Raw genomic sequence first — 23,315 nt, forward strand, 5'->3', positions numbered from 1 at the left:
TATTATATTTAAAATATATGGTCTTATTTAGCAAACTATGTTATAATAATAGTAAAAAGAAAGCTTTTGTTAGAAATATTTAAGGTTGTAATATATTATTATAAATTCTTACACAAAATCTATAAGCTTAAGAAGAAAAAAACATACATAAATTCTAGGAGGAGATATGAAAAGGGAGAGAAAATTTAGGCTATTAGCACTTATCCTGCCAGTTCTAATGCTGATCCAAGCCTTTTTCCTTGCGCCTACGGGTTTGGCTGAGGAAGAAACGAAAAAAGTAACTTATACCATACATCTTGATTTTTCAATCAAAGATACTACGGTTAAAGAATCTAGTGGAAGGCAGGTTAAGCTTTGGAAAATACCGGAAGATAAGCTAGAGAAAGATCAAGCAGGTAAGGTTGATAGACTTTCTATGGCTAAAAAATACGATGGTATGAAGGAAGAAGATATCATAAATGATCTCGGAGAAGAAATCCTTACAAGCGAAGAGTCTGAAATCAAAGATGACAATAATGAAAGAATCAGCCTACAAATCGAACAGGAAGAAAATGAAGAATCTTATTATCTTATAAAAGAAAGCGAAGAATCTTTTGCTAAGATGAAAGATAGAATTGATTCAGGAAAATCTTCTAAGCTTACTACAACAGTATTAAAAGTACCTGATGATGAATTTAAGAACAATGAATTGCTTATCAATTTAAAAGATAGCCCAAAGACTACTGACTTAAAACTAATCAAGGTAGATGCTGATAACCCTAATATCAAGCTAGATAAGGTTAAATTTAAATTATTTAAGAGGATCGAGAATAAAGAAAGCGAAAATAATAATTTTGTAGAAAAGTATATCGATATTCCTATCAAGCTTAAAGGTAATCTTGGTAAATATAGCTTTGAGTCTGAGTTAGATGATGAAAGTCTTGCGACCGAACTTCAAACTGATACAGATGGAGAAATAACAATATCAGGGCTTGATTCAAATTCATATTATTACTTCAAAGAAGTTGAGGCAATAAAAGGATACAAGAGCATAGAAAACGAAGGAACAAAATCTGAGGCTAAGAAGCCAGGTGAAGTAATAGAATTTAAAAACAAGAGAATTCCTTTTGTCGTTAAGAAAGACTCTATCAGCAAAAAGCTTCTGAATGATGTAGTGTTCGAGGTTTATGACTCTAATGATAATTTACTTAAATTTATTTGGGACGAAAATAAGGATGCCTACATATACGTTGATGAAGGTTTAGATAATGCAGATAGCAAAGTAAAAACAAGAGGCCAAGGAGATGCTGCTGGCCAGATAAATATCCTTGGATTAAATGAGGGAACAGGCTATTACTTCAGAGAAGTGGAACCTCTAGTAAATTACAAGCCTTTAGAAGGAAAAATCACTTTTGATGTTGATGAGAATGGCCAAATCTTAAATAGTAACAAGCAAAATTCTCAAATAACCGTTTTAAATGTTCCGACCAATAAACCTTCAACACCTCCAGATGAAGAGAAGCCTAAGGGTGGTAGGAAGTTTGTAAAAGTTGACTTTGAGGATCACAGTAAAAAGTTAAAAGGTGCAAAATTCTATGTTGAATTTTGGAATGAAGAAGGAGAATGGGAACAAGTTAAGAGAGATGGTAAACTTTACATCGTAGAATCTGATGAAAATGGAAATGTAGTGGTTGATAATCTTAAATATGGAAAATATAGATTAACAGAAACAACGGCTCCAATAGACTACGTTCCATTTCTTGGGAAAATAGACTTTGAGATAAATGCTGATTCAATTAATTTAAGCCCTATAGTTATAGAAAATGTATATGAACCTCCAAAAGAGGAGACACCCCCAAGTCCACCATCTCCACCTTCAACACCAACAACTCCTAGCAGTCCAGGAACAATTTCCACAACACGCGGGCCTCGTGGTCCACTAGTTAAGACTGGGGATATTAGGATTTGGATTTATTTTGCCATAGGTTTACTTATGGTTGTGACAGGATTTGTCATTATTAGAAATCAAGATAAAAAACAAGAACTTGCATAGCTTAAGATAGATGCGGTAGCGATATCGTATCTATTTTGCTTATAAAGGATTTTAGATGGCGATTTTACGTAAAAATAAAGAAAATAAAAATATTAAGAAACAACCTTCTAGAAAGGCCAAGTGGACCTTTAGGCTTGTCTTTCTCTTGGGCTTCTTGGTAGCTCTCTATCCCCTAGTCAACAGACTATACTATAGGATTGACTCCAATAACCAAGTATCAGTCTTTAACGAAGAGACAGATAAGCTAGCTACAGAGGAGATCGAAAGAAGGATGGGGCTTGCCAGAGCTTATAACGATTCCTTGAACAATTCTGTCTCAGAGGACCCTTATGCCAAGGATAAACAGGAAAAGGGAAGGGCAGAGTATGCTAGGATGCTTGAAGTCCATGAGATGATAGGCCACGTTGAGATACCAAAAATCAACCAAGACCTTCCTATATATGCAGGAACCGCAGAGGAAGTCCTCCAGAAAGGAGTAGGCCACTTGGAAGGAACTTCTCTTCCAATCGGAGGTAACTCCACTCACGCTGTTCTTACAGCCCATTCTGGTCTACCGGAGGCTACTCTCTTTACCCATCTTAGTGAGCTTGAGATAGGAGATAAGTTCTACGTCCACAATATTTCAGAAACTCTAGCCTACCAAGTCGATCAAATCAAGGTCATAGAGCCTACCAACTTTTCCGACCTATTAATCGATCCAGGCCATGATTATGTAACCCTCCTTACATGTACTCCGATAATGATCAACTCTCACAGACTCATTGTTAGGGGCCACAGGGTGCCATATGTACCTGCTGTCGACGAGGAGCTAATCAGAACTACCAAGGCAAACCGGATCTTTAGACTCTTATTCTTCATAGCTCTATTCTTGATTATTATCTTGATAATCTACCTATGGAAGCTAAGAAGAGACAACAAGAAATATTACACAAGAATTGAAGATATTAGACAAAGACAAGACAAATTGATGAATAAGTCGAAGAAGGTGAAAGAAGATGAAGACTAAGCTAAAAGATAAGATAAAGTTTGGTCTAATCTTCCTAGTTGGGCTTTTGATATTCTCTTATCCAATGATTTCCCAGAAGTTTTATGAAATCAAGGCAGAAGACGAGATAATCGAGTTTGTCAAACAGAGTAAGGAAATAAACGAAGAAGAGGTAAACAAGAGGATGGAGCTTGCAAGGGCCTACAACGAGACCCTAGACCCTTCAAGGCTCTCTGACCCTTACAGCAAGAAGGAAGAAGAAGCGAGAGCTTACTACGCTCATATGCTTGAAGTAAATGAGATGATAGGCCACGTAGAAATACCAAAGATCAACCAAGACCTTCCTGTCTATGCTGGAACCAGCGAGACGGTCCTACAGAAGGGCTGCGGCCACTTGGAAGGGACATCTCTTCCTGTAGGAGGTAAGTCTACCCACACGGTAATCACAGCCCACAGGGGCCTTCCTGAAGCCGTTTTGTTTAGGTACTTGGACCAACTAGTCGAAGGAGATATTTTCTACTTCCACAATATCCAGGGAACTCTGGCCTACAGGGTCGATCAAATTATGGTAGTCGAGCCAACCAACTTCGAGCCAGTCCTAGTCCAAGAAGGCAAGGACTATGCGACTCTTTTGACCTGTACTCCATATATGATCAACTCGCACAGACTTTTGGTTAGAGGCTACAGGATTCCTTACCAAGAGGCTATAGATGATGGTATTGCCAATACACCAAGATTTAAACCAGACTTTTTCCAATTGTTGCTAATACTAATGCCTATCCTGGTATTTTTGATAATTGTATCAACTAGAGAGAAAAGAAAATCACTAAACTTAAGAAAAGAGGTAGAAGATATTGAAAAAACAATCAAAACTAACAAAAATTAGCTTCATAGGATATCTTCTTATCCTTATTGGCCTACTTTTTGTAACAGTGCCCTTGATAAATAGGACTGCAAACGAGATCTCCTATAACAAGAGGCTAGAAGAATTTGAACAAGAGCAAGCAAATAGACCAAAAGAAGAAATCGAAGAAGAAAACAAGGCTGCCGAAAAATATAACGACCTTGTAAGAAACTCCGACACCAGCATCCTAGATCCCTTCACGACAGAAGACAACCAAAACCGTTACAATTATTTCAAAAACTCAAATGAAGTCTTCGCCTACCTAGAAATCCCAAAACTCGGCAAGAACCTTCCAATCTACCTTGATGCGACCCTAGATCACATATCAAGAGGAGTTGCCCAAGTAGAAGGAACAAGCATTCCTGTAGGAGGAAAGGGAACAAGGTCAGTCATAGCAGGCCACAGGGACTGGTGGGGAGATACCATGTTTCTATACGTAGATGAGCTAGTCGAAGGAGATGACGTCTACATCAAAAGAGCAACAGAGACCCTCCACTACAAGGTAAGCGACAAAGAAGTAATAGGCCCATATGATTGGGATAGACTCGACAAAAGAGGAGACCAAGACGTCCTAACCCTCCTAACCTGTTCACCCTTCTACCCACCACGCCCAGACAGACTCCTAGTAAACTGCATAAGATACGAAGAGCCAAAAGAAGCGAATGGAGAAGAAAAGAAAGAAGATAAAAAAGAGACCCAAGCTCCAGTAAAAAGAGTACAAAGAGCAAGCATCCTAACAAAAATAGGAGCAGGACTTGGAATAATCCTAATAATTCTCCTCCTAGCGAGATTATTTAAAAGAATAAAATACACAAGAAAAAACAAATAAAACAAGAATCCCTTGGAAAAAAATCCAAGGGATTTTTAGTAGAAAGTTTTGGAAAATAGGTACGCCCCGAGAGCTGCCCTATAATTAAAAAATATAAAGAGGCTTCTCCACAAGGTCGGAGCAAGGGAACTTTTTTGAAATAGTTAATATTAATTAAACACAACACCCCTTATGTCGACCACCCCTTATATCGAGCGGAGCGAAGCGAAGTCGAGATATCTCAGAAGAGATTCAGTCCCCCTTATGTTAGTGTATCAAGACATCTCACAAAAATTTCCACCTCGAACGAATGTGAGAGGTCTACAGAACATTGGGACGTGTTTGATTTAAGATTTCGTTATTTAGTTATTTGCGTAGATAACTGGAACTTTTATATTTACATGTCATTGTGGACTGTAGATCTCTCGTCGCTTCGCTCTGTCGAGAGGGCTTAACTTCTGTTTGAATTTATCTCAAAGTATATATCTTGTTGTTTTTATTCCTGTAACTGTTAGAGGCTTCTCCACAAGGTCGAAGCAAGGGAATTGTGGTACTCGCATAAAAGGAGCTATGCTATTACCCTTATATCGAGCGAAGTCGAGATATCTCTTATCATTTTCCATCTCTATTGGAATATCCATAGTGAACAAAGCTAATCTTAGCCTGTGAACCACCTCGAACGAATGTGAGAGGTCTACAGAACTTTGGGACGTGTTTGATTTTAGATTTAGTTATTTACGTAGATAACTGGAACTTTTATATTTACATGTCATTGTAGACTATAGATCTCTCGTCGCTTCGCTCTGTTGAGATGGCGTAACTTCTGTTTGAATTTAGCTAAAAGTATATATCTTGTTGTTTTGATTCCTGTAAATGTGAGAGGCTTCTCCACAAGTTCGAAGCAAGGGAAATGCTATAACACACATTATAGTTATTTAAGGATAACCCTTATGTCGAGAAACACCTCCCTTATGTCGAGCGTAGTCGAGACATCTCTAAATTTATTCTAATGCAGGAGTTTGTATATAAGTATACTTGTCATAGAGCCAAATCCAAAGGGGCCCAACATTAAAAAGTTTGTACAAAAAAAAGCTAAGCATTATTGCTTAGCTAAATTATGGTCGGGGTGAAAGGATTCGGTTCTTCGAGCCTCACCTTCTCAAAGCCGTAAGTACCAATCAATAATATTTTAATACAAAAAAAGCAACCATTACGGTTGCTAAATCATGGTCGGGGTGAAAGGATTCGAACCTTCGACCTCATGTTCCCAAAACACGCGCGCTACCAAGCTGCGCCACACCCCGTCATCAACTGACTATTATAGTATACGACATATATTTCTTTTTGTCAAATCTTTTTTGAGAAATTTTAAATATTCTCTAAAATTCCTTCCTCTCCTCTTAGAGAATCTGTTATAATGATACCATAAGGAGATGAAAAATGAAAGTCAAAAAGTATTTTTCTTATCTTTTAGTCCTTCTAGCCTTGATTTTTACATCTTGTAGGCTTACGAGTGATAAGGATATTAAGATAAATGAAGAGATAATAGAAGAAAATATTGGAGAAGAAAAAAAGATTCTAGATGAGGATGGATCTTACTATAGCTTGGAGGATGTTTCCTCATACCTTATCGAGTTTAACCATCTTCCTCCAAATTACATCACCAAAAAGGAGGCTATGGATTTGGGTTGGTCTCCTAAGGATGGCAATTTGTGGGATGTTACTGACAAAGCTGTAATCGGTGGAGATTACTTCGGAAACTTCGAAGGAAATCTTCCCGAAGGCAATTACAAGGAGGCTGACGTCAATTATAAGGGCGGAAGGAGAGGAGCCGAGAGGATAATTTTCGATGAGGATACCAATATTTACTACACCAAGGACCATTACGAGACTTTTGAAAGGATAAATCCATGATTAATATTGATGCGAATTTGTTTACTGACAAGGAAAGATTCTACGAGATTTTAAATGAGAATTTTGATTTTGACTATAAGGTAGAAAACCTAGACGCCCTTTTCGACCAGCTTATTTATGTCGACGCTTCTTTTAGGATAATCAATTACAAGAAAATTTTCACTAACCTAGGCGATTATGGGGATAAGCTCATGCGTGTTTTCCTCGATGGGGTCAAGATGTACGATTTGGATATAGATTTTATTAGTTGAGGGCTTATGACTTATAGGACAAAACAAGAAGAAATCAGAGATTTTATTGCCTTGGAGATTATTTCTGGCAAACTCAAAGACGGAGATAAGCTATACGCCAAGAAGTTTTTCACAAACAAGTTCAAGGTAAATCCTAGCTACGTAGACCAAGCAATTTCCACCATGATTAAGGCAGGCTTCGTCTACGAGGCTATTGATTATTATTATCTAATCGTAAATGATGATATTATAAGAAGGCTCAAGGATGAGTTTTCCAATAGATTTATCAACGAGTTTTTGGATAATATGAATTCACTTGGTCTTGATTTTGATGAAGCTCTAAGGCTCTTAGAAATGAGGGGAATGGCCAATGGATAAGATTATTACAATTAATAATTTGACAAAAAAATACAAGGATACCCTTGCTATTGATGATTTAAGTCTAGAAATAGAAAAGGGCAAGGTCGTGGGCCTTTTGGGTCCCAATGGATCGGGCAAGTCGACCCTCCTTAAGCTTATAGTGGGCCTACTAAGAAAGGATTCCGGAAAGATTTTAATCGATGGGAAAAGTCCTGGTATAGAGACTAAGTCTATGATCTCCTATCTGCCAGATTCTTATTATCTCTATGAGAAGCTTACAGTAAGGGAGACTATCGATATGTATGGAGACTTCTATAAGGATTTTGACAAAAACCAAAGTGACAAGCTCCTCGATTATTTGAGCATCCCTCGTGATAAGATGACCAAGGACCTATCCAAGGGTCTTAGGGAAAGACTTCTTATAAGCCTTAATTTATCGAGAGATGCTGATATTTTCATAATGGATGAGCCAGTAGATGGGGTCGATCCTGTCGCCAAACAAGCAGTAATAGATATGATTATAGAAAAGATGGAAAAGGGCAAGACCTTTATCATAACCACCCATCAGATAGGCGATTTGGAAAATCTCTTCGAGGATATCATCTTTCTAGATAAGGGCAAGGTCCTTATGCACAAGGATGCTATCGCAATCCGAGAAGAAAACAAGATGGAAATTTCAGATTATTACAAGGAAGTGTACGGTTTATTATGAAAAACTTTATCAAATACGATCTAAAAACTAACAAGACCTATATTTTTACTATCTTGTTGATCCAACTTATAATCATGCTTTCCATAATCCTTGTTAAATCCTTTGTTGGCCTAAGTTTTTTTCTTAGAAATAGGCTTATAACAGATATATTATTTATATCAAGTATAATATTTTTTGTAGGAGTGAATTTGATTTTTGTAATCAACTTCCTTTACAAGGATTATTTTACGCAAAGAGCGAGGCTTACCTTTAGTCTGCCAATTACTACGAGTACCTTCCTTTTGGCGAAGATTTTAGGCCTTGTAGCCTTCTATCTAATAAGCGGCCTTATTTTTACTATGAGCCTCTATCTTTTAGGCTACAATATAGGAGGAGATTTCATCTACTACATGGTATTTGGTCTATTAGTAGATGTATTGCTAGGTCAAGTCTTGAATTTGAATATGGCAAGGACCCGCTTCACTGGAAGGGTGTCTTGGATCTTTATGATTATAAACTTAACTTTCATAATAATACCAGCCATAATCATAACCCAGTTTTCGGCCCTTGTACTCGTAAATGGAACGCTTGTAAGGTATCCTGGCATGGGGCTAGCCTTTATCTTTCCCTTTGCTATTGGCGAGGGAGGACTATACAAGATAATCACTCCCCTAGTTTATTATCTTCTAATAAATGTAATAATGTTTTTTGTAAACAGAAGATATATCGATCAGAAGCTAGATTTATCATAGGAGGATCTTATGGAAGAAATTAATAAAGTTAAAGAATTAATCAAGGATTCTAATAATATAGTGTTTTTTGGAGGGGCTGGCGTATCGACAGCATCTGGTGTGCCTGACTTTAGATCAGCTACAGGTCTTTACAATAGGGAAAATGACTCCAAGTACTCACCTGAATATATGCTAAGTCATGAGTTTTTCGTAGACCACCCAGATGAGTTCATGACTTACTGTAAGAACAATCTTATGCTTGAAGGCATAAAACCAAACAAGGCCCACCTAGCTCTTGCGAAACTTGAGAAGATGGGTAAGCTTAAGGGAGTCATAACCCAAAATATCGATAGCCTCCACCAAGAAGCAGGAAGCAAAAATGTAATCGAACTTCACGGCAATCTCCGTGATTATTATTGCACCAAGTGCGGCAAAAGCTTCGACCTCGATTATGTCAAAGGCTTTGCTGATGTAGCAACTTGTGATGCTTGTGGTGGGATTGTCCGCCCTGATATAGTCCTTTACGGCGAGGGTCTTGATCAGAACAATATTAGTTATGCAGTTAATCTTATAGCAAATGCCGATATCCTAATAGTAGGAGGAACTTCCCTAGTAGTCTATCCTGCGGCAGGACTTTTGGATTTCTATAATGGCAAGAAGCTTGTATTGATTAACAAGGACCCAACCAGTAGGGATGCTAGGGCAGATTATGTGATAAAAGGAGATATATCCAAGATTATGGATGAGTTAGTTGAGGGTTTAGATGAATAATAGAGCAGGAATTGATGAATACGGTATATTTTTGATTTGGGCAGGGATAATCCTAAGCGTAATATCCTATTTTGCCAAGTCTTCCGTCCTAAGTGGACTTTCCATGCTTTTGGTAGCCTACGCTCTTTTTAGAGTTTTATCTACCAACAAGTACAAGAGAGTGGCGGAGAATAGGAAGTTTAAGGAAAAATTCATTGACCCAATCAAAAGCGAAGTAAAGACACAAAAGAAGAACAAGAAGGACAAGGACTTTAAGTATATCAAGTGCCCATCTTGCAAGCAGGAACTTAGGATTCCCAAGCATAAAGGCAAGATTAAGGTCAAATGTCCAAAGTGCCAACATAAATTTGATGCTAGAAGTTAATTTTAGCATCTTTTTTTACAATTTATAGATAAATTTGATATCGTTTTACATAAAAGCAAGAAATACTAGTGAAAATGACAAATTATTGGAGAATTTTCGTTTGTCTAAAAACATAAAAAATTTTATTTACTATTTTCCTTTACTAGAAAAACCTTGAAAGTAAGGCGAAATTCTTTATTGGACTGTATTGTAATGGATATTTAATTATTGTATAATTCAAACGAAAGGGGAATTAATATGGAAAGAATAATTGGAACAGTATCAATGGGACTTAGAGCCCCAATAATCAAAGAAGGCGACGATCTAGTTACTACAGTTTTCGATGTAGTAAAAAAGGCAAGTGATAAGGGAGACATCACTCTACGTGATAAGGATGTGGTTTGTATCACAGAATCTCTTGTAGCTCGTGCCCAAGGAAACTACGTAACAATAGAGCAAATCGCAGAAGATGTAAACAAGAAGTTCGATGGAGATGAGCTAGCAATCCTATTTCCAATCTTAAGCAGAAATAGATTCTCAATTCTCTTGAAGGCCTTCGCCCTAACAGGTAAGAAACTTCACATCTGCCTATCCTACCCACAAGATGAAGTAGGAAACTGGCTAATGGATGAGATGGACCTCTTTAACTCTGACGTAAACCCTTACCAAGACGTACTCGATATGGATGAGTACAAGAAGCTTGCAGGTGATTACAAACACGAGTTTACTGGTATCTCTTACCCAGACTTCTACAAGGAAATCGCACCAAACTCAGAAATTCATTTTCTAAACAATCCTGTAGACGCCCTCAAATTCACTGACCAAGTCTTAGTATCTTCAATCCACACTAGAAATCTTGTCAAAAGACAACTTGAAGAAAATGGAGCCAAAAAAGTCCTAAAACTTGATGAAATCATGACTGAATCAATCGACGGATCTGGCTTTAACAAAGATTATGGTCTTTTAGGATCCAACCTATCTACTGACAATAAGGTTAAACTCTTCCCTAGAGATGGACAAAGCTTTGTTGATAGCCTACAAAAAAGACTAATAGACGAATTTGGTAAGCAAATCGAAGTTATGATCTATGGTGACGGAGCCTTCAAAGACCCAGTAGGAAAAATCTGGGAGCTTGCTGATCCAGTTGTTTCCCCAGCATTCACAGATGGCCTAGTAGGTACACCTAATGAAATCAAGATCAAATATATAGCTGATACAGAACTAGAAGACTTATCTGGCGAAGATAGAGATAAGGCTATCAGAGAAAAAATCACCCACAAGGCTGATAAGTTAATCGGAAAGAACGAAACACTTGGTACAACCCCAAGACAAATTACAGATCTTTTAGGTTCTCTTTGTGACCTAACAAGTGGTTCAGGAGATAAGGGAACACCAATCATCCTAATCCAAGGATATTTCGACAACTATTCAGATAATTAAAGGAGATAAAATTGCAAGCTGATCCTTGCCCACAAGAAAAAAAACGCAAGTATTCCATAAACTCCTATCTTGAAGATAGGAATAAGAGAATATACAACCACGACCCTATGAGCAAGCAAAAGAGGGTGTTTTTGATGAGTTTCGCAGCCATCTTTATGGCCTGCGGAACCCACTTTTTCAAATATCCCAACAGCTTCGTAATAGGAGGAGTCGAGGGGATGAGTATCATAGCGAGTATGTTTGTGCCCTTTACCAGGCCCCAGCTTACCTTGTTTATTAACCTAACCCTCCTTGCCATTGCCTTTTTTGTCTTGGGAAAGAAATTTACCCTAAGGACCGGCTATGTTGCAATCCTAAACTCTCTGGCAGCCCTAGCCTTAGATAAGCTTATCCCAATTAATGGGACTCTTACTGATAACACCATGCTCGAGCTGTTTTTTACCCTAATAATGAGCTCGGTTGGATCTGCTATCTTGTTTAACATAGCAGCAAGCTCGGGCGGAACTGATATCATCGCCATGATTATCAAAAAATATACCCATCTAGAAGTAGGTAAGTCGCTTCTTTTCGTAGATTCGCTCTTTACTCTTGCTTCAATTTGGGTATTTGGCATAGAGATCGGACTATTTTCAATCTTCGGTCTCCTTGTCAAGGGACTTTGCGTAGATATAATTATTTCATCTATGAATCAGGCTAAAATGTTTATAATCATAACATCAAAGACCGAGGAAGTAGGATCGTTCATAAAAGATGACCTAAACAGGTCTGCTACAGTGATTAATGCCAAGGGCCTTTATATGGGAAGGGACTTTACAGTCTACCTATGCACTACAAGCAAGATGGAAGCACCTAAGTTTAGGATATTTATCAAAAATATCGACCCAAAGGCCTTTATAACAGTCCTTAACACATCGACGGTTATGGGCAAGGGCTGGTATCAAACAGATGAAATATCTGACAATAATTAAGAGCCTTTGGCTCTCAGACTGTAGACAAAATCAAAATCCCCCTTATTTCGACCGAACGGAGTGAGCGGAGAAATCTAATGAGATCTCTCCATGCGTTCGTTTCACTCTCTTAGTCGAGATAAGGGTGACTTAACGATAAAATAAATTTCGATTGAAGTTACTTTGTCTACACATAGAGCCTTTGGCTCTATTTTTCTTCTAGAAAGCTTGTTAAAATATGTAAGAAATTTGAGTAATGAATCTTTTAAGTGTAAGATATAAGTAAGAGATTGTGGGGGAAATATGGGAAAGTACAAGAAAATCCTCCTAGGTCTTGCCCTTAGCTTATCGCTTGTTTTTCTATGTGAACAGATTTCTCTAGCTGACGAAGAAAGCCCTGAAAATCCTACAGAAATTAGCGAAAGCCAGGGTGAGACTGGGGAAGAGAAAGACAAGTTAATAATAACAGAAGAGCCAGTTCAAAGTTCTAAGCCTCCTAGTGAATCAGTTGATGAATCTAGGTCGGGTGCTGATAAGGCTTCTGGAGATAAGGGACAGGAAGTTAAAGAAAGTCCAAAGGATAATCCTACTCAAGCGACTAATAAAGAAGAAAACAAAGAAGAAATGGCTAAAAATCAGCCTCCTGCCAAGGAAGTCAAGGCCCCAGCTAAAGAAAATAAAGGGAAGGCTAAGCTTAAGCCAAAAGCTGAAATAAAAGAGGCTAGTAAGCTTGATAAAAAGCCGGAAACAAGCGAAAAACCAAAGACTGAAGTAAATTCGGCTAAGGGGCAAAATGTAGAAGCCTTAGAAAAAGACCCTAGTATGAAAACTGAAGGCGAGTCAAGGCCTAGGACAGATCAGGAAGAGTCCTACATAGAAAGATCAAATCAAGATACAGCCACCAATACTTATCTAGAAAATCAAAAAAATGAGACCCTAGTTCTTGAAGTAGGTCCAAACGATAATAAGGAAAAGAGTGAAGAGATAAATCTTAAGACGAGAGCTGAGTTAAAGGATGAGGGAGCAGGTGCAGATAGGATCTATATCCATCTTATAGGGGTATTTGCCCTAGCTCTAATGGCTGTAATTCTGCTAAAGGTCATAAAAACTAAAAAGAAAGAGCCATAAAAACTCCAAGTGCAATAATAAGCTGGCTTGGAGTTTTTCTATGCTCAAAATTTCCAAAATAAAAGAGGGCTAGGCCCTCCTCAGTTAATCTTTTATTGAGCTTCGAACATATCTTTGCCAGCTCCACAAACTGGGCAAACCCAATCTTCTGGAAGTTGGTCGAATTCTGTTCCTGCTTCGATACCGTTGTCTACATCACCTTCAGCTGGATCATAGATATATCCGCATGCTGTACATACATATTTCATATTAGAATATCTCCTTTTATTCAAATTCCTCTTACATTATACCATGTTTTGAAGAAAATAACATCGTTTTCTTAAGTCGGATCTTTTAGTTTATATTATACTAGCTTTAAAAATAGGCTTAAGAAAAGGGAAACACGAGGCTTCCCCTAAAATCTTTATTCTTGAGCTTCGAACATGTCTTTGCCAACACCACAAACTGGGCAAACCCAATCTTCTGGTAGTTGATCAAATTCTGTACCTGCTTCGATACCGTTGTCTACATCTCCTTCAGCTGGATCATAAATGTATCCACATGCTGTACATACGTATTTCATATTAGAATGTCTCCTTTCATTCGTTTTATGTTTATATTATACCACTATTTGGAAATTTTAAACATTGTTTATGAATCCTTTGGCTAGAAGAATACTTTTTAGACTTTTGGGTATTAAAAATATAGGGAGAGCGATATGGATATTATAAGACGTCAGATGAATACAGACATCAATTCTATAAAACAATTTAATACAGATGCAATAAATCTTGCCAGCAAAACTTTTGACGACAAGGATTTTATCTTCAATATTAGACTAATCCTAGACGAATTAATTATCAATTCCTATAAGCACGGCAACAAGAAGGTCTACGATAGGAAAATTAACTGTCTGGTTCTTGTAGATAATGATTACTGCCTAGTCAAGGTCAAGGATGAGGGCTGCGGTATACCCCTAGAAAACGAGTCGGACCTATACTCAGATCACGGGAGGGGACTTATGCTGGTTAAGGCAATCTCTGATAGTCTTATCATAAAAGAAAACTCGATAGCTGCCCTAATTTTTAAGAAAAAGGTATAAATTAACAAAAAAATTGCAAATAAATATATTTAACATCCGAAAAAGGATGTTTTTTTGTCGTTTATTATTGATAAGATATTAACATGTGATATAATATATTGATAGAATTTGTTAGAAGGAAAGAAGGTTTTATGAAAAGAGAAGATATTAGAAATGTAGCCATTATAGCCCACGTTGACCATGGTAAGACAACCCTCGTAGATGGTCTTTTGAGGACTAGTGGTTTATTTAGAGATAATCAAGAAGTAAATGAGAGAGTAATGGATTCAAACACTATCGAAAAGGAACGTGGAATAACTATTCTTTCCAAAAATACAGCTGTTTTCTATAAAGATAAGAAAATCAATATCATAGACACTCCAGGCCACGCCGACTTCGGTGGAGAGGTAGAGAGAGTCCTAAACATGGCAGAGTCTGTTGTCCTTGTAGTTGACAGTCACGAAGGACCAATGCCACAAACAAAGTTCGTATTAAAGAAGGCAATCGAGCTAGGTCTTCCTGCAATTATCTGTATCAACAAGGTAGATAGGCCAGATCAAAGAATCGACGAGGTAGAAGATGAAATCCTAGACCTTTTCATAAGTCTGGATGCAGACGAGTCCTACCTAGAAAGTCCTTTCGTTTACGCTTCAGCCAAAAACGGTTGGGCATCAAATGAGAAGGGAACTGTCAAGGAAGATATGACCGACCTTCTAGATACTATTATAGACTACACCCCAGCCTTTGAGGCAGATGAAGATGCGCCATTTAAGGTCCTTGTTTCTACCACAGACTACAACGAATACCTTGGAAGAATCGCAATTGGTAAGGTAGAAAGCGGTGTGATCAGGAAAAATGACAACGCAGTAATTACCAACTACAACGATAAGGACAGACACCTTAAGTCAAAAATCGTTACAATTTACGAGTTCGATGGACTTGAGAGAAAGGAAGTCGAAGAGTCTAAGTTTGGTTCAATCGTTGCCCTTTCAGGTATGGAAGATATCAACATAGGAGATACTGTAGGAACAGAAAGAGACTCTGAGCCAATCGAGTTTACCAAGATTTCTGAGCCAACCCTATCTATGACCTTTTCTGTAAACGACTCGCCATTTGCAGGTCGTGACGGAAAATATGTAACAAGTAGGCATCTTAGGGACAGACTCCTTAAGGAAAAAGAAACAGATGTTTCTCTAAGAGTTGAAGCAACAGATACAACAGAAGCCTTCAAGGTATCAGGCCGTGGCGAGCTTCACCTATCAGTTCTTATCGAAAACTTAAGACGTGAAGGCTACGAATTCCAAGTTTCAAAGCCAGAAGTTATGTTTAAGGAAGATGAAAACGGAAAGAGGACCGAGCCAATCGAAATTGCTACAATTGATGTGGACCAAGAATATTCTGGATCTATCATAGAAAAACTCGGCCGCAGGAAGGGTGAGATGATCGATATGAAACCATCAAGCTCAGGTTACAATAGACTAGTCTTTAGAATCCCTGCCAGAGGCCTTATAGGCTACAGGACAGAGTTTATGACAGATACTAAGGGTACAGGTATCCTCAACTCAGAATTCGAAGGCTACGACCGTTATAAGGGCGATATGGAGACAAGAAGCGTAGGAAGTTTAATAGCAAGCGAGACAGGAATTGCCACAGCCTACGGACTAAACTCAGCCCAAACCAGAGGCCAGCTTTTCATCGAACCAAGTGATGAGGTCTACGAAGGACTCGTAGTTGGAATGAATGCCAAGGGTCTTGACATAGACGTAAATGTCTGCAAGAAGAAAAAGCTCACCAACACTCGTGCTAGCGGAAGCGATGATGCTATAATGCTAACTCCTGCAAAGAAAATGTCAGTAGAAGAGATGATGGAATTTGTTGAAAAAGACGAGCTAATTGAAATTACACCAAACCACCTAAGAATTAGAAAAAGAATTCTAGATTCAAACCTAAGGTATAAGTCAAAGAAAAATAATTAGAGGTTCTTATGCTAAAAACGACCGAGAGAAATCTAAGTTTGCTAATAGCTCTGGCAACAATTTTAGTCTTTGCCCTAACCCTTGCCGGAGTTTTTATCAACAATGCCCTAGTAGGGCTCCTATGGAATGGGCTCTTCCTACTAAGCTGGCTAATGATGCTAGCTTTCGGTCTTATCGTCCTATTCGATAAGAAAGCCCTTAACTTTTCCATACTAACAGGAATAATTACAGGCCTGGCCTTTTGCGCCCTAAGTGCCCACGCCCTCGTGATCCTAGCAAGATTCATCCCCCAAATTCCCGGAAATATAATCTTGCCTAATATATCTTTACTAAAGCACAGTCAGATGATTTTCTATACGTCTTTGATACTTGTTTATTTTATTCATATCATAAATTACATAAGGCTCAATCCTCAAAGAAAGATCGAAACTAGCCTTGACGTTAAAGACGAATCCATCGAAAGTGACAAAACAGTAGAAGTGAAAGAGACCGAAGATTCAAAAAATACTGAAGGAAAAACTCCAGAAAATAGGGACAGAGACCTAAGCGAAGAAGACTTAAAAATCTTAAACTCCCACAAGGATCCCCTAGATTTTCTAGAAGATGATAATAATGGAAGCATAAATAATGAAGGAATGGAGGAATAAATGGCTAAGCAAAACATTTCGTTATCAGTAATCAAGAGGCTGCCAAAGTACTACAGATATCTTGAAAGCATCAATGAAAAAGGAATAATCAGGGTTTCTTCTAAGGAACTTTCAGAGATCACAGGCTTAACAGCAAGCCAAATCAGACAAGACCTAAACCATTTCGGTTGTTTCGGCCAACAAGGCTACGGTTACAATGTAAGTGAGCTAATCGATGAACTATCCAAGATCATTGGAGTTGACAAGAAATACTCCATGGTCCTAATTGGTTTTGGTAACATAGGTCATGCTCTTTATAAATACAGATCATTTAGAGACCTAGGCTATGAATTTAAGGCAGTATTTGACAAAAACCCTGACCTTGTAAAAGATACTACAAGTGATGAAGTAAAAATCTATAACGTAGACAAGCTAGAAGACTATCTAAAGGATAATCAAGTAGACATAGGAATTATAGCAACACCAAAGGAAGCTGCCCAAGACATAACAGACATACTTTGTGAGGGTGGAGTTAAGGGAATTTGGAACTTCTCTCCAGTAGACCTTAAGGTTAAAAACAACGTAGTTATCGAATCAGTTCATCTAGACGAGTCCCTCTTTACCCTAACCTACTTTATGAACTCCCCAGAGGATTTTATATTTTAGATGAATGTTCTAACAGCATCTAATCTAGCCAAATCCTACCCCCTAAAGGATATCTTCTCATCTGTTAGCTTTAGGATTGAAAAGGGGGATAAGGCAGGTCTTATTGGGGCAAATGGAGCAGGAAAGACAACCCTCTTTAATATCCTAACTGGAGAGCTAAGCCCAGATTCTGGAGAGATTTATATAGCCAATGACACAAAGGTAGGTTACTTAAAACAGATCCTAAGCCTCGATACGGATATGACTATCTACGAATTTGTCCTAGGAGCCTTCAAAAACCTCCTTGCTATTGAAAGAGAGATGAGAGAGCTTGAAACGCAGATGGCAGTAGAAGAAGATCCAGATAAGCTCGATACAATCATGAAGGCCTACACAGAAAAAAGTGAGAACTTTGCCGACAACAATGGTTACGCCATCAAAAGCGAAATCGAAGGGACCCTTACGGCCATGGGCTTTGCTAGGGAAGATTTCGATAAGAATATCTCGGAGCTTTCCGGTGGACAAAAGGCCAGGGTTGAGCTTTCTCACTTGATACTAGAAAAGCCAGACCTTATCTTACTTGACGAGCCGACCAACCACCTAGACATTGGGGCTATCCGTTTCTTGGAAAACTTCGTCAAAAACTACAAGGGATCTGTCATAGTTATAAGCCACGATAGGTATTTCCTTGACAATACTGTAAACAAAATATTTATGATGGAAAATGGCCGCCTAGAATCCTACGACGGCAACTACACGACCTTCATGGCCAAGAGGAAAAAGGACCTTGAGGTAAGGCTTCACCAATACAAGTCCCAACAAAAAGAAATCGAAAGACAAGAAGAAATTATAGATAGACTCAAAAACTTAGGAGGATCCAAGAGAAAAAGGGGAATCTCCCAATCTCGTTCTAGGCAAAAGCTCTTAGATAAGATGGAAAGAATTGAAAAGCCAGTCGAGCTAAGAGAAACCATGCATCTAAAGTTTACCCCACGTATCCAATCGGGAGTGGATGTCCTAAGGGTAAAGGACCTTGCGAAATCCTACGGATCTGATGAGATTTTCTCAAACATCACTTTCGACCTCTATAGGAAGGAGAGGTGCGCCATAATCGGGGAAAATGGTGTAGGAAAAACAACGCTTTTTAGGATAATCATGGGAGAAGAGAGCAAAAACGGGGGAGATCTAAGGATTGGTCAATCAGTAAACATTGGCTACTTCGACCAAGAACAAAAGTCCTTAGACCTTGCTAATACGATCTTTGAAGAAATATCAAAGACCTATCCTATGCTTACCAACTACGAGATAAGGTCCTACCTTGCCAAGTTCATGTTCTACGAAGATGATATCGACAGGACTATTGGAGAGCTTTCTGGTGGAGAGAGGGCGAGAATTTCCCTCCTTAAGCTTATGATATCAGATACCAACTTTATCCTAATGGATGAGCCAACCAACCACCTTGACATTGATAGCAAGGAAATCCTTGAAGACGCCATCCTAGACTATGAGGGAACAGTCCTTATCATAAGCCACGATAGATATTTCCTAAACAAAATTGCCGTTAAAATCCTTGATATGAAAAACGACGGAATGGTTGAATATCTGGGAAATTACTCTTATTACGAGAAGAAACTCCGTGAGATGAGCCTAGAAAATGAGAAGAAGGAAACTCTCACCAAGACTCAAATCAAAAAACAAAGGCAAAAGGAAAACATCAAAAAAAGCGAGCTCAGGAAGATCAAAAACGACATAAGAGATATAGAACGTCGTTTAGAAGAAATAGACGAGGAGATCAAGTCCTTGACCGACCTTAGCTTGTCAGAAGGCTTCTACGACGATAATGACAAGGTCGCAGAAACTTTCTCTAAAATCAAAGATCTCGAAGAGGAAAAAGAAAATCTCGATCACACTTGGCTAGAATTAAGCTTAAAAATAGAATAAAAAAGATTAAAGCACCTTTTAGGGGGTATGTATATACTAAGGAGGGCTTATGGGAACATTTAAAAGAGTAATATTTTCCGTAATGACTGTAGTATTGATCCTCTTGGGTGCTATTTTTTTATCAGTAGGACTCATGAAGCTTGATATGCTATTTGATATCCTCTACTATTTACAAAATCCTAACGTAAGAATTGGAGTTATGGTTGTAGGCGGACTGCTTTTGTTATTTGCAATAATAGTAATAGTTGACCTAATCATATCTTCTAACAGCGACTACGAATATCTCAAAGAAGACGAGGCAGGCTCTGTCCTAATCAAGAGAAACTCCCTCGAGCATACTGTAAAAACTGCCGTAGAATCAAAGGGCCTAGAAGCTGTGCAGGCAGGAGTTGAGATATTATCGAAAGATGAGAAAATCAATGCAAAAACTAAGGTTCAAGTTGACGCGGGTAGGGATTTAAGTCTCCTATCTGAAGAGTTAAAATCTGAAATAAGGAAAGCTCTGACAGAGCTTACTGGACTTTCTGATGTCAATGTAGATGTTTTTTTCGAGAAAAGCGAGCCTAGTTTAGAAGGAAATAAGAGGTAGTAGATGGACAATTTAAGAAATGAAAATCAAAATGGATTCACTGTCTATGACCTGGAAATGAGGAGAATGGATAGGGAAGATGAAGAGAAGGCCAAAAGACAGGCTTTCTATAGGAGAAACAAGGCAAAGCTAATAACTTGTATCTTGGGCATCCTTACCATCTTTTGTCTATTTAACTTCGGGTTTTTTAGAACTTTAGGAATTTACATTGTAATGTTTATAGCTTATACTATTGGTGCATATTTTGATAGGGACGTAAGGTATATTAGTTTTTTGAAAAGATTTTTTAGATAATAATAGGAGGAAATTATGACAGAAAAAAAAGACAGAATTGAAGAACTTAATGACGGTAGAGAACTAGAATATGAAGAAAGCAAACTTATCATTGAAGATAAGGTAGTTGCCAAAATCGCAAGAATAGCTATCAATGGTGTTGATGGTATCCTTGAAATGAAAGGAAACATTGCAGATTCTATTGGATCATTCTTCTCAGGCCGTGACGAACAATCAACAGCAGGAGTAAGCGTTGAAGTTGGCGAAAAAGAAGCTAAAATCAACCTAGATGTAATCATCGAATACGGCAAAAACGCTACAAGAATCTTCCAAGATATCAAAAGAGCTGTAACAAACAACATCAAAGAAATGACAGGACTTGACGTAGTAACTGTTAATGTTGACGTTGTAGATGTTATGACAAAACAAGAATACGAAAAGAAAAATAGAGAAAGCAACAGAGAAAGAGAAGAACAAAATAGATACTAATATCTAAGATCTTCTGGACTTATGCAAATAACCTTGCTAACTTTGCTTTAAAAGCTTGATTAAAAATTAAAGGCTTAGTATATTATGGCGAAAGAAATTAGTAAGGGGGCTTTATGCTTTGCATAAGTCCTTTTTGTTTTAGGAGCATATATGAAAGAAAAGAAATTTTTAGATGAAAAAACTAGACCAATATTCAAGCTGGGCTTTTTGCTCATATTAATATTTTTCGGATTTTGGTATATAGATAGCGTAAAGGGACTACTCCTTACTACATACTCTGTCCTAAGACCTATAGTCTACGGTTTAGTCATTGCCTTTATCATCAACCTACCCATGAACTTCTTCCAAGAGAAGTTATTCCATAGATTTATCGACAAGGATAAGCATAAGAAGCTAGTACCAGTCCTTTCCTTAATCCTAGCCTGGATAATATTTTTCGCTATAGTGACCCTTATCCTTACAGTTCTAATTCCAGAGCTTGCCAATGCTATAACTTCACTAATAGACAACATTCCGGTATTTTTCGATAGGCTAATCGAATATCTTAATGATCAAAGGCTCTTTAAGGAAGTAAGTGCAGAGATTAGTGCAAAGATTAATAGCCTAAATGTAGACAACTTCACTAGCGAATTGAGGAGGTTCCTAGATGGTAAAAACTGGGGCTTTGTGAGTAAAACCTCATCCATCCTAAACTCAGTTTCCCAAACTATAATGACAATTGTAATGGGCTTTATCTTCTCACTTTATGTATCACTTAACAAGAAGGACCTACAAACAAATACCAACAAGATTCTTCTTGCTAACTTCAAGGAAGAGAAAGTAAAACAAGTAAATTATATAGCCAAGCTTTCCTACGATTCCTTCTCAAGATTCCTAGAGACAAGATTTTTGTCTTGCCTAAGCCTTGGAATAATTTGCTTTATAGGAATGCTTATCTTAAGATTACCAATGCCAGCTATGATATCCATACTCGTTGGTGCCTTGGACATAATACCATACTTTGGACCGATAATAGCAACAGCAATTGGAATGATATTAATCTTCATCCAATCACCAGCCCAGTCCCTAGTATTTCTAATCTTTGTCCTTGCCATCCAACAATTCCAAGAATCAATCTTATATCCTTTAGTTATAGGTAAACACCAAGGACTTCCTGCTATATGGATCTTCCTTTCAGTATTTGTAGGCGGTGGCCTATTTGGTATATTCGGTATGCTAGTTTCCATGCCGATAGCTACTGTAATCTACACTTTGGTTGAAGATTCTACCAAAAGGAAACTTAAGACAAAGGAAATTACAGAAGAAGATGTAAAAAGCCTTAATGAAAAGTCCTACGAAAGCATGCGAGAAGAAAAGATGGACTTTAAATTCTAGGAGGGAAAATGAACAGGAAAAAAGAATTAGAAGAAGCTTTAGAAGCGGCAAGAATTGTCCTAAGAGATACTTACTCTGCTCTTAATAGCCTAGAAAAGGCTAACAATTGGTCCTTTCTTGATATCCTTGGCGGAGAAGGCCTATCAAGCCTTATGAAGAGAAATCATATTAGATCAGCCAACAGGGCGATTAATGAGCTAAAACATGACATAGAAAGATTAAGGAAGGAGTTAGGCGATATTAATATCGACCTACCAGGAGAAATCTCCGACAGCCTTTCTGATAATATGTTCGACATATTCTTTGACAATATCTTCACCGACCTAAGGGTAAGGTCAGAAATCAAAGGGAAAATCAATGAACTAGTTGAATTTAGAGATATGATAGAATCCCTTATCCAAAGACTGGAAAGAGAAATATAAGAGAAATTCCACGTCTCCTAGAGGCGTGGAATTTTAAATTATTGAATTAGTAGGAAAATCCTTTTTTATGATATAATATTAAATAGAAAAATAAAAGGAGACAGCATGGAATTTTCACTAATACCAATATCAGACCAGAAATTCTTAAACTTTATATTTATAGGAATCCTAGCAGGCAAAAAGCCAGTAACAGCTATGTTTGCCACCAAGGGCAACACCCTAATCCCAGAAAGCCTTGCAGGAGAAATCGACCTTGACTATATAGATAAAGAGCCAATTGACCAAAGGACAGGCTTTAGAAGAGCAAAACTTTCTTCAATGACTATCGGAGGCCTTAAGCTTCTCGATGTGCCAGTTGTAGTATGTAAGGACGAGATAGCAGATTTAGGAAAAGATCCCTCAGGCAACCAATTCCCAGCAGATATGATCCTAGGCTGGAATATCATAAGCCAACTTGTCTTTAGGGGTGACTTAAGAAAGGGAAGGATGGAAGTCCAAAGCTCAGACATTAAAAAGCAAAGCTCAAAAACTAAGGAAAACTTCCTAGTATTTAAGCTAATCTTTAACAAAAGAACCTACAAGGCAGCCCTTGACACCTCCCTTCCATTTACAAGAATATCAGAAAATATAGGAAAG

Annotated in this window: 27 protein-coding genes and 1 tRNA gene; 25 read left to right on the plus strand and 3 right to left on the minus strand. The window is 37.9% G+C overall.

Annotation, left to right across the window (positions count from 1 at the left end; genetic code table 11):
* The first annotated feature begins 166 nt into the window (after positions 1-166).
* Genes MRZ08_RS02400 through MRZ08_RS02415 form a run of 4 tightly spaced genes read left to right on the plus strand, consistent with a single transcriptional unit; the run spans position 167 to position 4,750 of the window.
* Complete coding sequence (locus MRZ08_RS02400) at positions 167-2,032, plus strand: SpaA isopeptide-forming pilin-related protein (protein ID WP_297378879.1); 1,866 nt, start codon at positions 167-169, stop codon at positions 2,030-2,032.
* A gap of 55 nt (positions 2,033-2,087) precedes the next feature.
* On the plus strand, positions 2,088-3,038 hold the full coding sequence (locus MRZ08_RS02405; RefSeq protein ID WP_297378881.1) for a class C sortase: 951 nt from the start codon (positions 2,088-2,090) through the stop codon (positions 3,036-3,038).
* Positions 3,028-3,903, plus strand: a complete 876-nt coding sequence (locus MRZ08_RS02410) for a class C sortase (protein WP_015778404.1) — start codon at positions 3,028-3,030, stop codon at positions 3,901-3,903. The genes MRZ08_RS02405 and MRZ08_RS02410 overlap by 11 nt, the downstream gene beginning before the upstream one ends.
* The gene (locus MRZ08_RS02415; RefSeq protein ID WP_297378884.1) at positions 3,872-4,750 is read left to right on the plus strand and encodes a class C sortase; all 879 of its coding nucleotides are present in this window, start codon (positions 3,872-3,874) and stop codon (positions 4,748-4,750) included. The genes MRZ08_RS02410 and MRZ08_RS02415 overlap by 32 nt, the downstream gene beginning before the upstream one ends.
* A gap of 1,206 nt (positions 4,751-5,956) precedes the next feature.
* On the opposite strand, the gene MRZ08_RS02420 is transcribed toward MRZ08_RS02415, so the two are convergent.
* A tRNA-Pro gene (locus tag MRZ08_RS02420) sits at positions 5,957-6,033 on the minus strand.
* A 136-nt stretch (positions 6,034-6,169) separates the two neighbouring features.
* Here MRZ08_RS02420 and MRZ08_RS02425 point away from each other — a divergent pair.
* The 10 genes from MRZ08_RS02425 (at position 6,170) to MRZ08_RS02470 (ending at position 13,284) form a co-directional block, all read left to right on the plus strand.
* On the plus strand, positions 6,170-6,643 hold the full coding sequence (locus MRZ08_RS02425) for a ribonuclease domain-containing protein (protein WP_297378886.1): 474 nt from the start codon (positions 6,170-6,172) through the stop codon (positions 6,641-6,643).
* Positions 6,640-6,894, plus strand: coding sequence for a barstar family protein (locus MRZ08_RS02430; RefSeq protein ID WP_015778401.1), 255 nt, complete (start codon positions 6,640-6,642; stop codon positions 6,892-6,894). The genes MRZ08_RS02425 and MRZ08_RS02430 overlap by 4 nt, the downstream gene beginning before the upstream one ends.
* A 6-nt stretch (positions 6,895-6,900) precedes the next feature.
* The gene (locus MRZ08_RS02435; RefSeq protein ID WP_297378889.1) at positions 6,901-7,251 is read left to right on the plus strand and encodes a GntR family transcriptional regulator; all 351 of its coding nucleotides are present in this window, start codon (positions 6,901-6,903) and stop codon (positions 7,249-7,251) included.
* Positions 7,244-7,945 (plus strand): ABC transporter ATP-binding protein, encoded by a 702-nt coding sequence (locus MRZ08_RS02440; protein ID WP_297378891.1) that lies wholly within the window; start codon positions 7,244-7,246, stop codon positions 7,943-7,945. Before MRZ08_RS02435 ends, MRZ08_RS02440 begins: the two co-directional genes overlap by 8 nt.
* Positions 7,942-8,676: a hypothetical protein gene (locus MRZ08_RS02445; protein WP_297378893.1), complete on the plus strand. Its 735-nt coding sequence runs from the start codon at positions 7,942-7,944 to the stop codon at positions 8,674-8,676. Before MRZ08_RS02440 ends, MRZ08_RS02445 begins: the two co-directional genes overlap by 4 nt.
* A 9-nt stretch (positions 8,677-8,685) precedes the next feature.
* Positions 8,686-9,426: an NAD-dependent protein deacylase gene (locus MRZ08_RS02450; protein WP_297378896.1), complete on the plus strand. Its 741-nt coding sequence runs from the start codon at positions 8,686-8,688 to the stop codon at positions 9,424-9,426.
* Positions 9,419-9,790, plus strand: coding sequence for a hypothetical protein (locus MRZ08_RS02455; RefSeq protein WP_297378898.1), 372 nt, complete (start codon positions 9,419-9,421; stop codon positions 9,788-9,790). The genes MRZ08_RS02450 and MRZ08_RS02455 overlap by 8 nt, the downstream gene beginning before the upstream one ends.
* Before the next feature lie 237 nt (positions 9,791-10,027).
* A complete protein-coding gene (locus MRZ08_RS02460; RefSeq protein ID WP_297378900.1) occupies positions 10,028-11,209 on the plus strand; it encodes a coenzyme F420-0:L-glutamate ligase in 1,182 nt (393 codons plus the stop codon).
* 11 nt (positions 11,210-11,220) lie between these two features.
* On the plus strand, positions 11,221-12,177 hold the full coding sequence (locus MRZ08_RS02465) for a YitT family protein (RefSeq protein WP_297378902.1): 957 nt from the start codon (positions 11,221-11,223) through the stop codon (positions 12,175-12,177).
* A gap of 282 nt (positions 12,178-12,459) precedes the next feature.
* On the plus strand, positions 12,460-13,284 hold the full coding sequence (locus MRZ08_RS02470) for a hypothetical protein (RefSeq protein ID WP_297378904.1): 825 nt from the start codon (positions 12,460-12,462) through the stop codon (positions 13,282-13,284).
* 92 nt (positions 13,285-13,376) lie between these two features.
* Here the strand turns inward: MRZ08_RS02470 and rd (MRZ08_RS02475) are convergent, their stop codons facing one another.
* Entirely contained in the window at positions 13,377-13,532 is a 156-nt protein-coding gene (rd, locus tag MRZ08_RS02475) for a rubredoxin (RefSeq protein WP_297378906.1), read from the minus strand.
* 155 nt (positions 13,533-13,687) lie between these two features.
* Positions 13,688-13,846 (minus strand): rubredoxin, encoded by a 159-nt coding sequence (rd, locus tag MRZ08_RS02480; RefSeq protein ID WP_004833839.1) that lies wholly within the window; start codon positions 13,844-13,846, stop codon positions 13,688-13,690.
* Between the two features lie 135 nt (positions 13,847-13,981).
* Between rd (MRZ08_RS02480) and MRZ08_RS02485 the strand changes: the two genes are divergently transcribed.
* The 11 genes from MRZ08_RS02485 to MRZ08_RS02535 all read left to right on the plus strand — a co-directional run.
* On the plus strand, positions 13,982-14,365 hold the full coding sequence (locus MRZ08_RS02485) for an ATP-binding protein (RefSeq protein WP_297378908.1): 384 nt from the start codon (positions 13,982-13,984) through the stop codon (positions 14,363-14,365).
* Between the two features lie 131 nt (positions 14,366-14,496).
* Positions 14,497-16,320 carry a translational GTPase TypA gene (gene typA, locus MRZ08_RS02490; protein ID WP_297378910.1) on the plus strand — a complete coding sequence of 608 codons (1,824 nt, stop codon included), beginning with the start codon at positions 14,497-14,499 and terminating at the stop codon, positions 16,318-16,320.
* A gap of 8 nt (positions 16,321-16,328) precedes the next feature.
* Positions 16,329-16,967 (plus strand): hypothetical protein, encoded by a 639-nt coding sequence (locus tag MRZ08_RS02495; RefSeq protein WP_297378913.1) that lies wholly within the window; start codon positions 16,329-16,331, stop codon positions 16,965-16,967.
* Complete coding sequence (locus MRZ08_RS02500) at positions 16,968-17,612, plus strand: redox-sensing transcriptional repressor Rex (protein ID WP_297378915.1); 645 nt, start codon at positions 16,968-16,970, stop codon at positions 17,610-17,612.
* Complete coding sequence (abc-f, locus tag MRZ08_RS02505) at positions 17,613-19,532, plus strand: ribosomal protection-like ABC-F family protein (protein ID WP_297378917.1); 1,920 nt, start codon at positions 17,613-17,615, stop codon at positions 19,530-19,532.
* 49 nt (positions 19,533-19,581) lie between these two features.
* Positions 19,582-20,121 carry an alkaline shock response membrane anchor protein AmaP gene (amaP, locus tag MRZ08_RS02510; protein ID WP_297378919.1) on the plus strand — a complete coding sequence of 180 codons (540 nt, stop codon included), beginning with the start codon at positions 19,582-19,584 and terminating at the stop codon, positions 20,119-20,121.
* Between the two features lie 3 nt (positions 20,122-20,124).
* Positions 20,125-20,415, plus strand: a complete 291-nt coding sequence (locus tag MRZ08_RS02515) for a DUF2273 domain-containing protein (RefSeq protein ID WP_297378921.1) — start codon at positions 20,125-20,127, stop codon at positions 20,413-20,415.
* Positions 20,416-20,430: 15 nt separating this feature from the next.
* Positions 20,431-20,883: an Asp23/Gls24 family envelope stress response protein gene (locus MRZ08_RS02520; RefSeq protein ID WP_297378923.1), complete on the plus strand. Its 453-nt coding sequence runs from the start codon at positions 20,431-20,433 to the stop codon at positions 20,881-20,883.
* Positions 20,884-21,033: 150 nt separating this feature from the next.
* On the plus strand, positions 21,034-22,257 hold the full coding sequence (locus MRZ08_RS02525; RefSeq protein WP_297378925.1) for an AI-2E family transporter: 1,224 nt from the start codon (positions 21,034-21,036) through the stop codon (positions 22,255-22,257).
* 8 nt (positions 22,258-22,265) lie between these two features.
* Positions 22,266-22,679: a hypothetical protein gene (locus tag MRZ08_RS02530; protein WP_297378927.1), complete on the plus strand. Its 414-nt coding sequence runs from the start codon at positions 22,266-22,268 to the stop codon at positions 22,677-22,679.
* Between the two features lie 105 nt (positions 22,680-22,784).
* Positions 22,785-23,315, plus strand: a 531-nt coding sequence (locus MRZ08_RS02535) for a hypothetical protein (protein WP_297378928.1), incomplete at its 3' end; no start/stop codon positions are given.

It is taken from the genome of Anaerococcus sp. (assembly GCF_022770135.1).
GTDB lineage: Bacteria > Bacillota > Clostridia > Tissierellales > Peptoniphilaceae > Anaerococcus.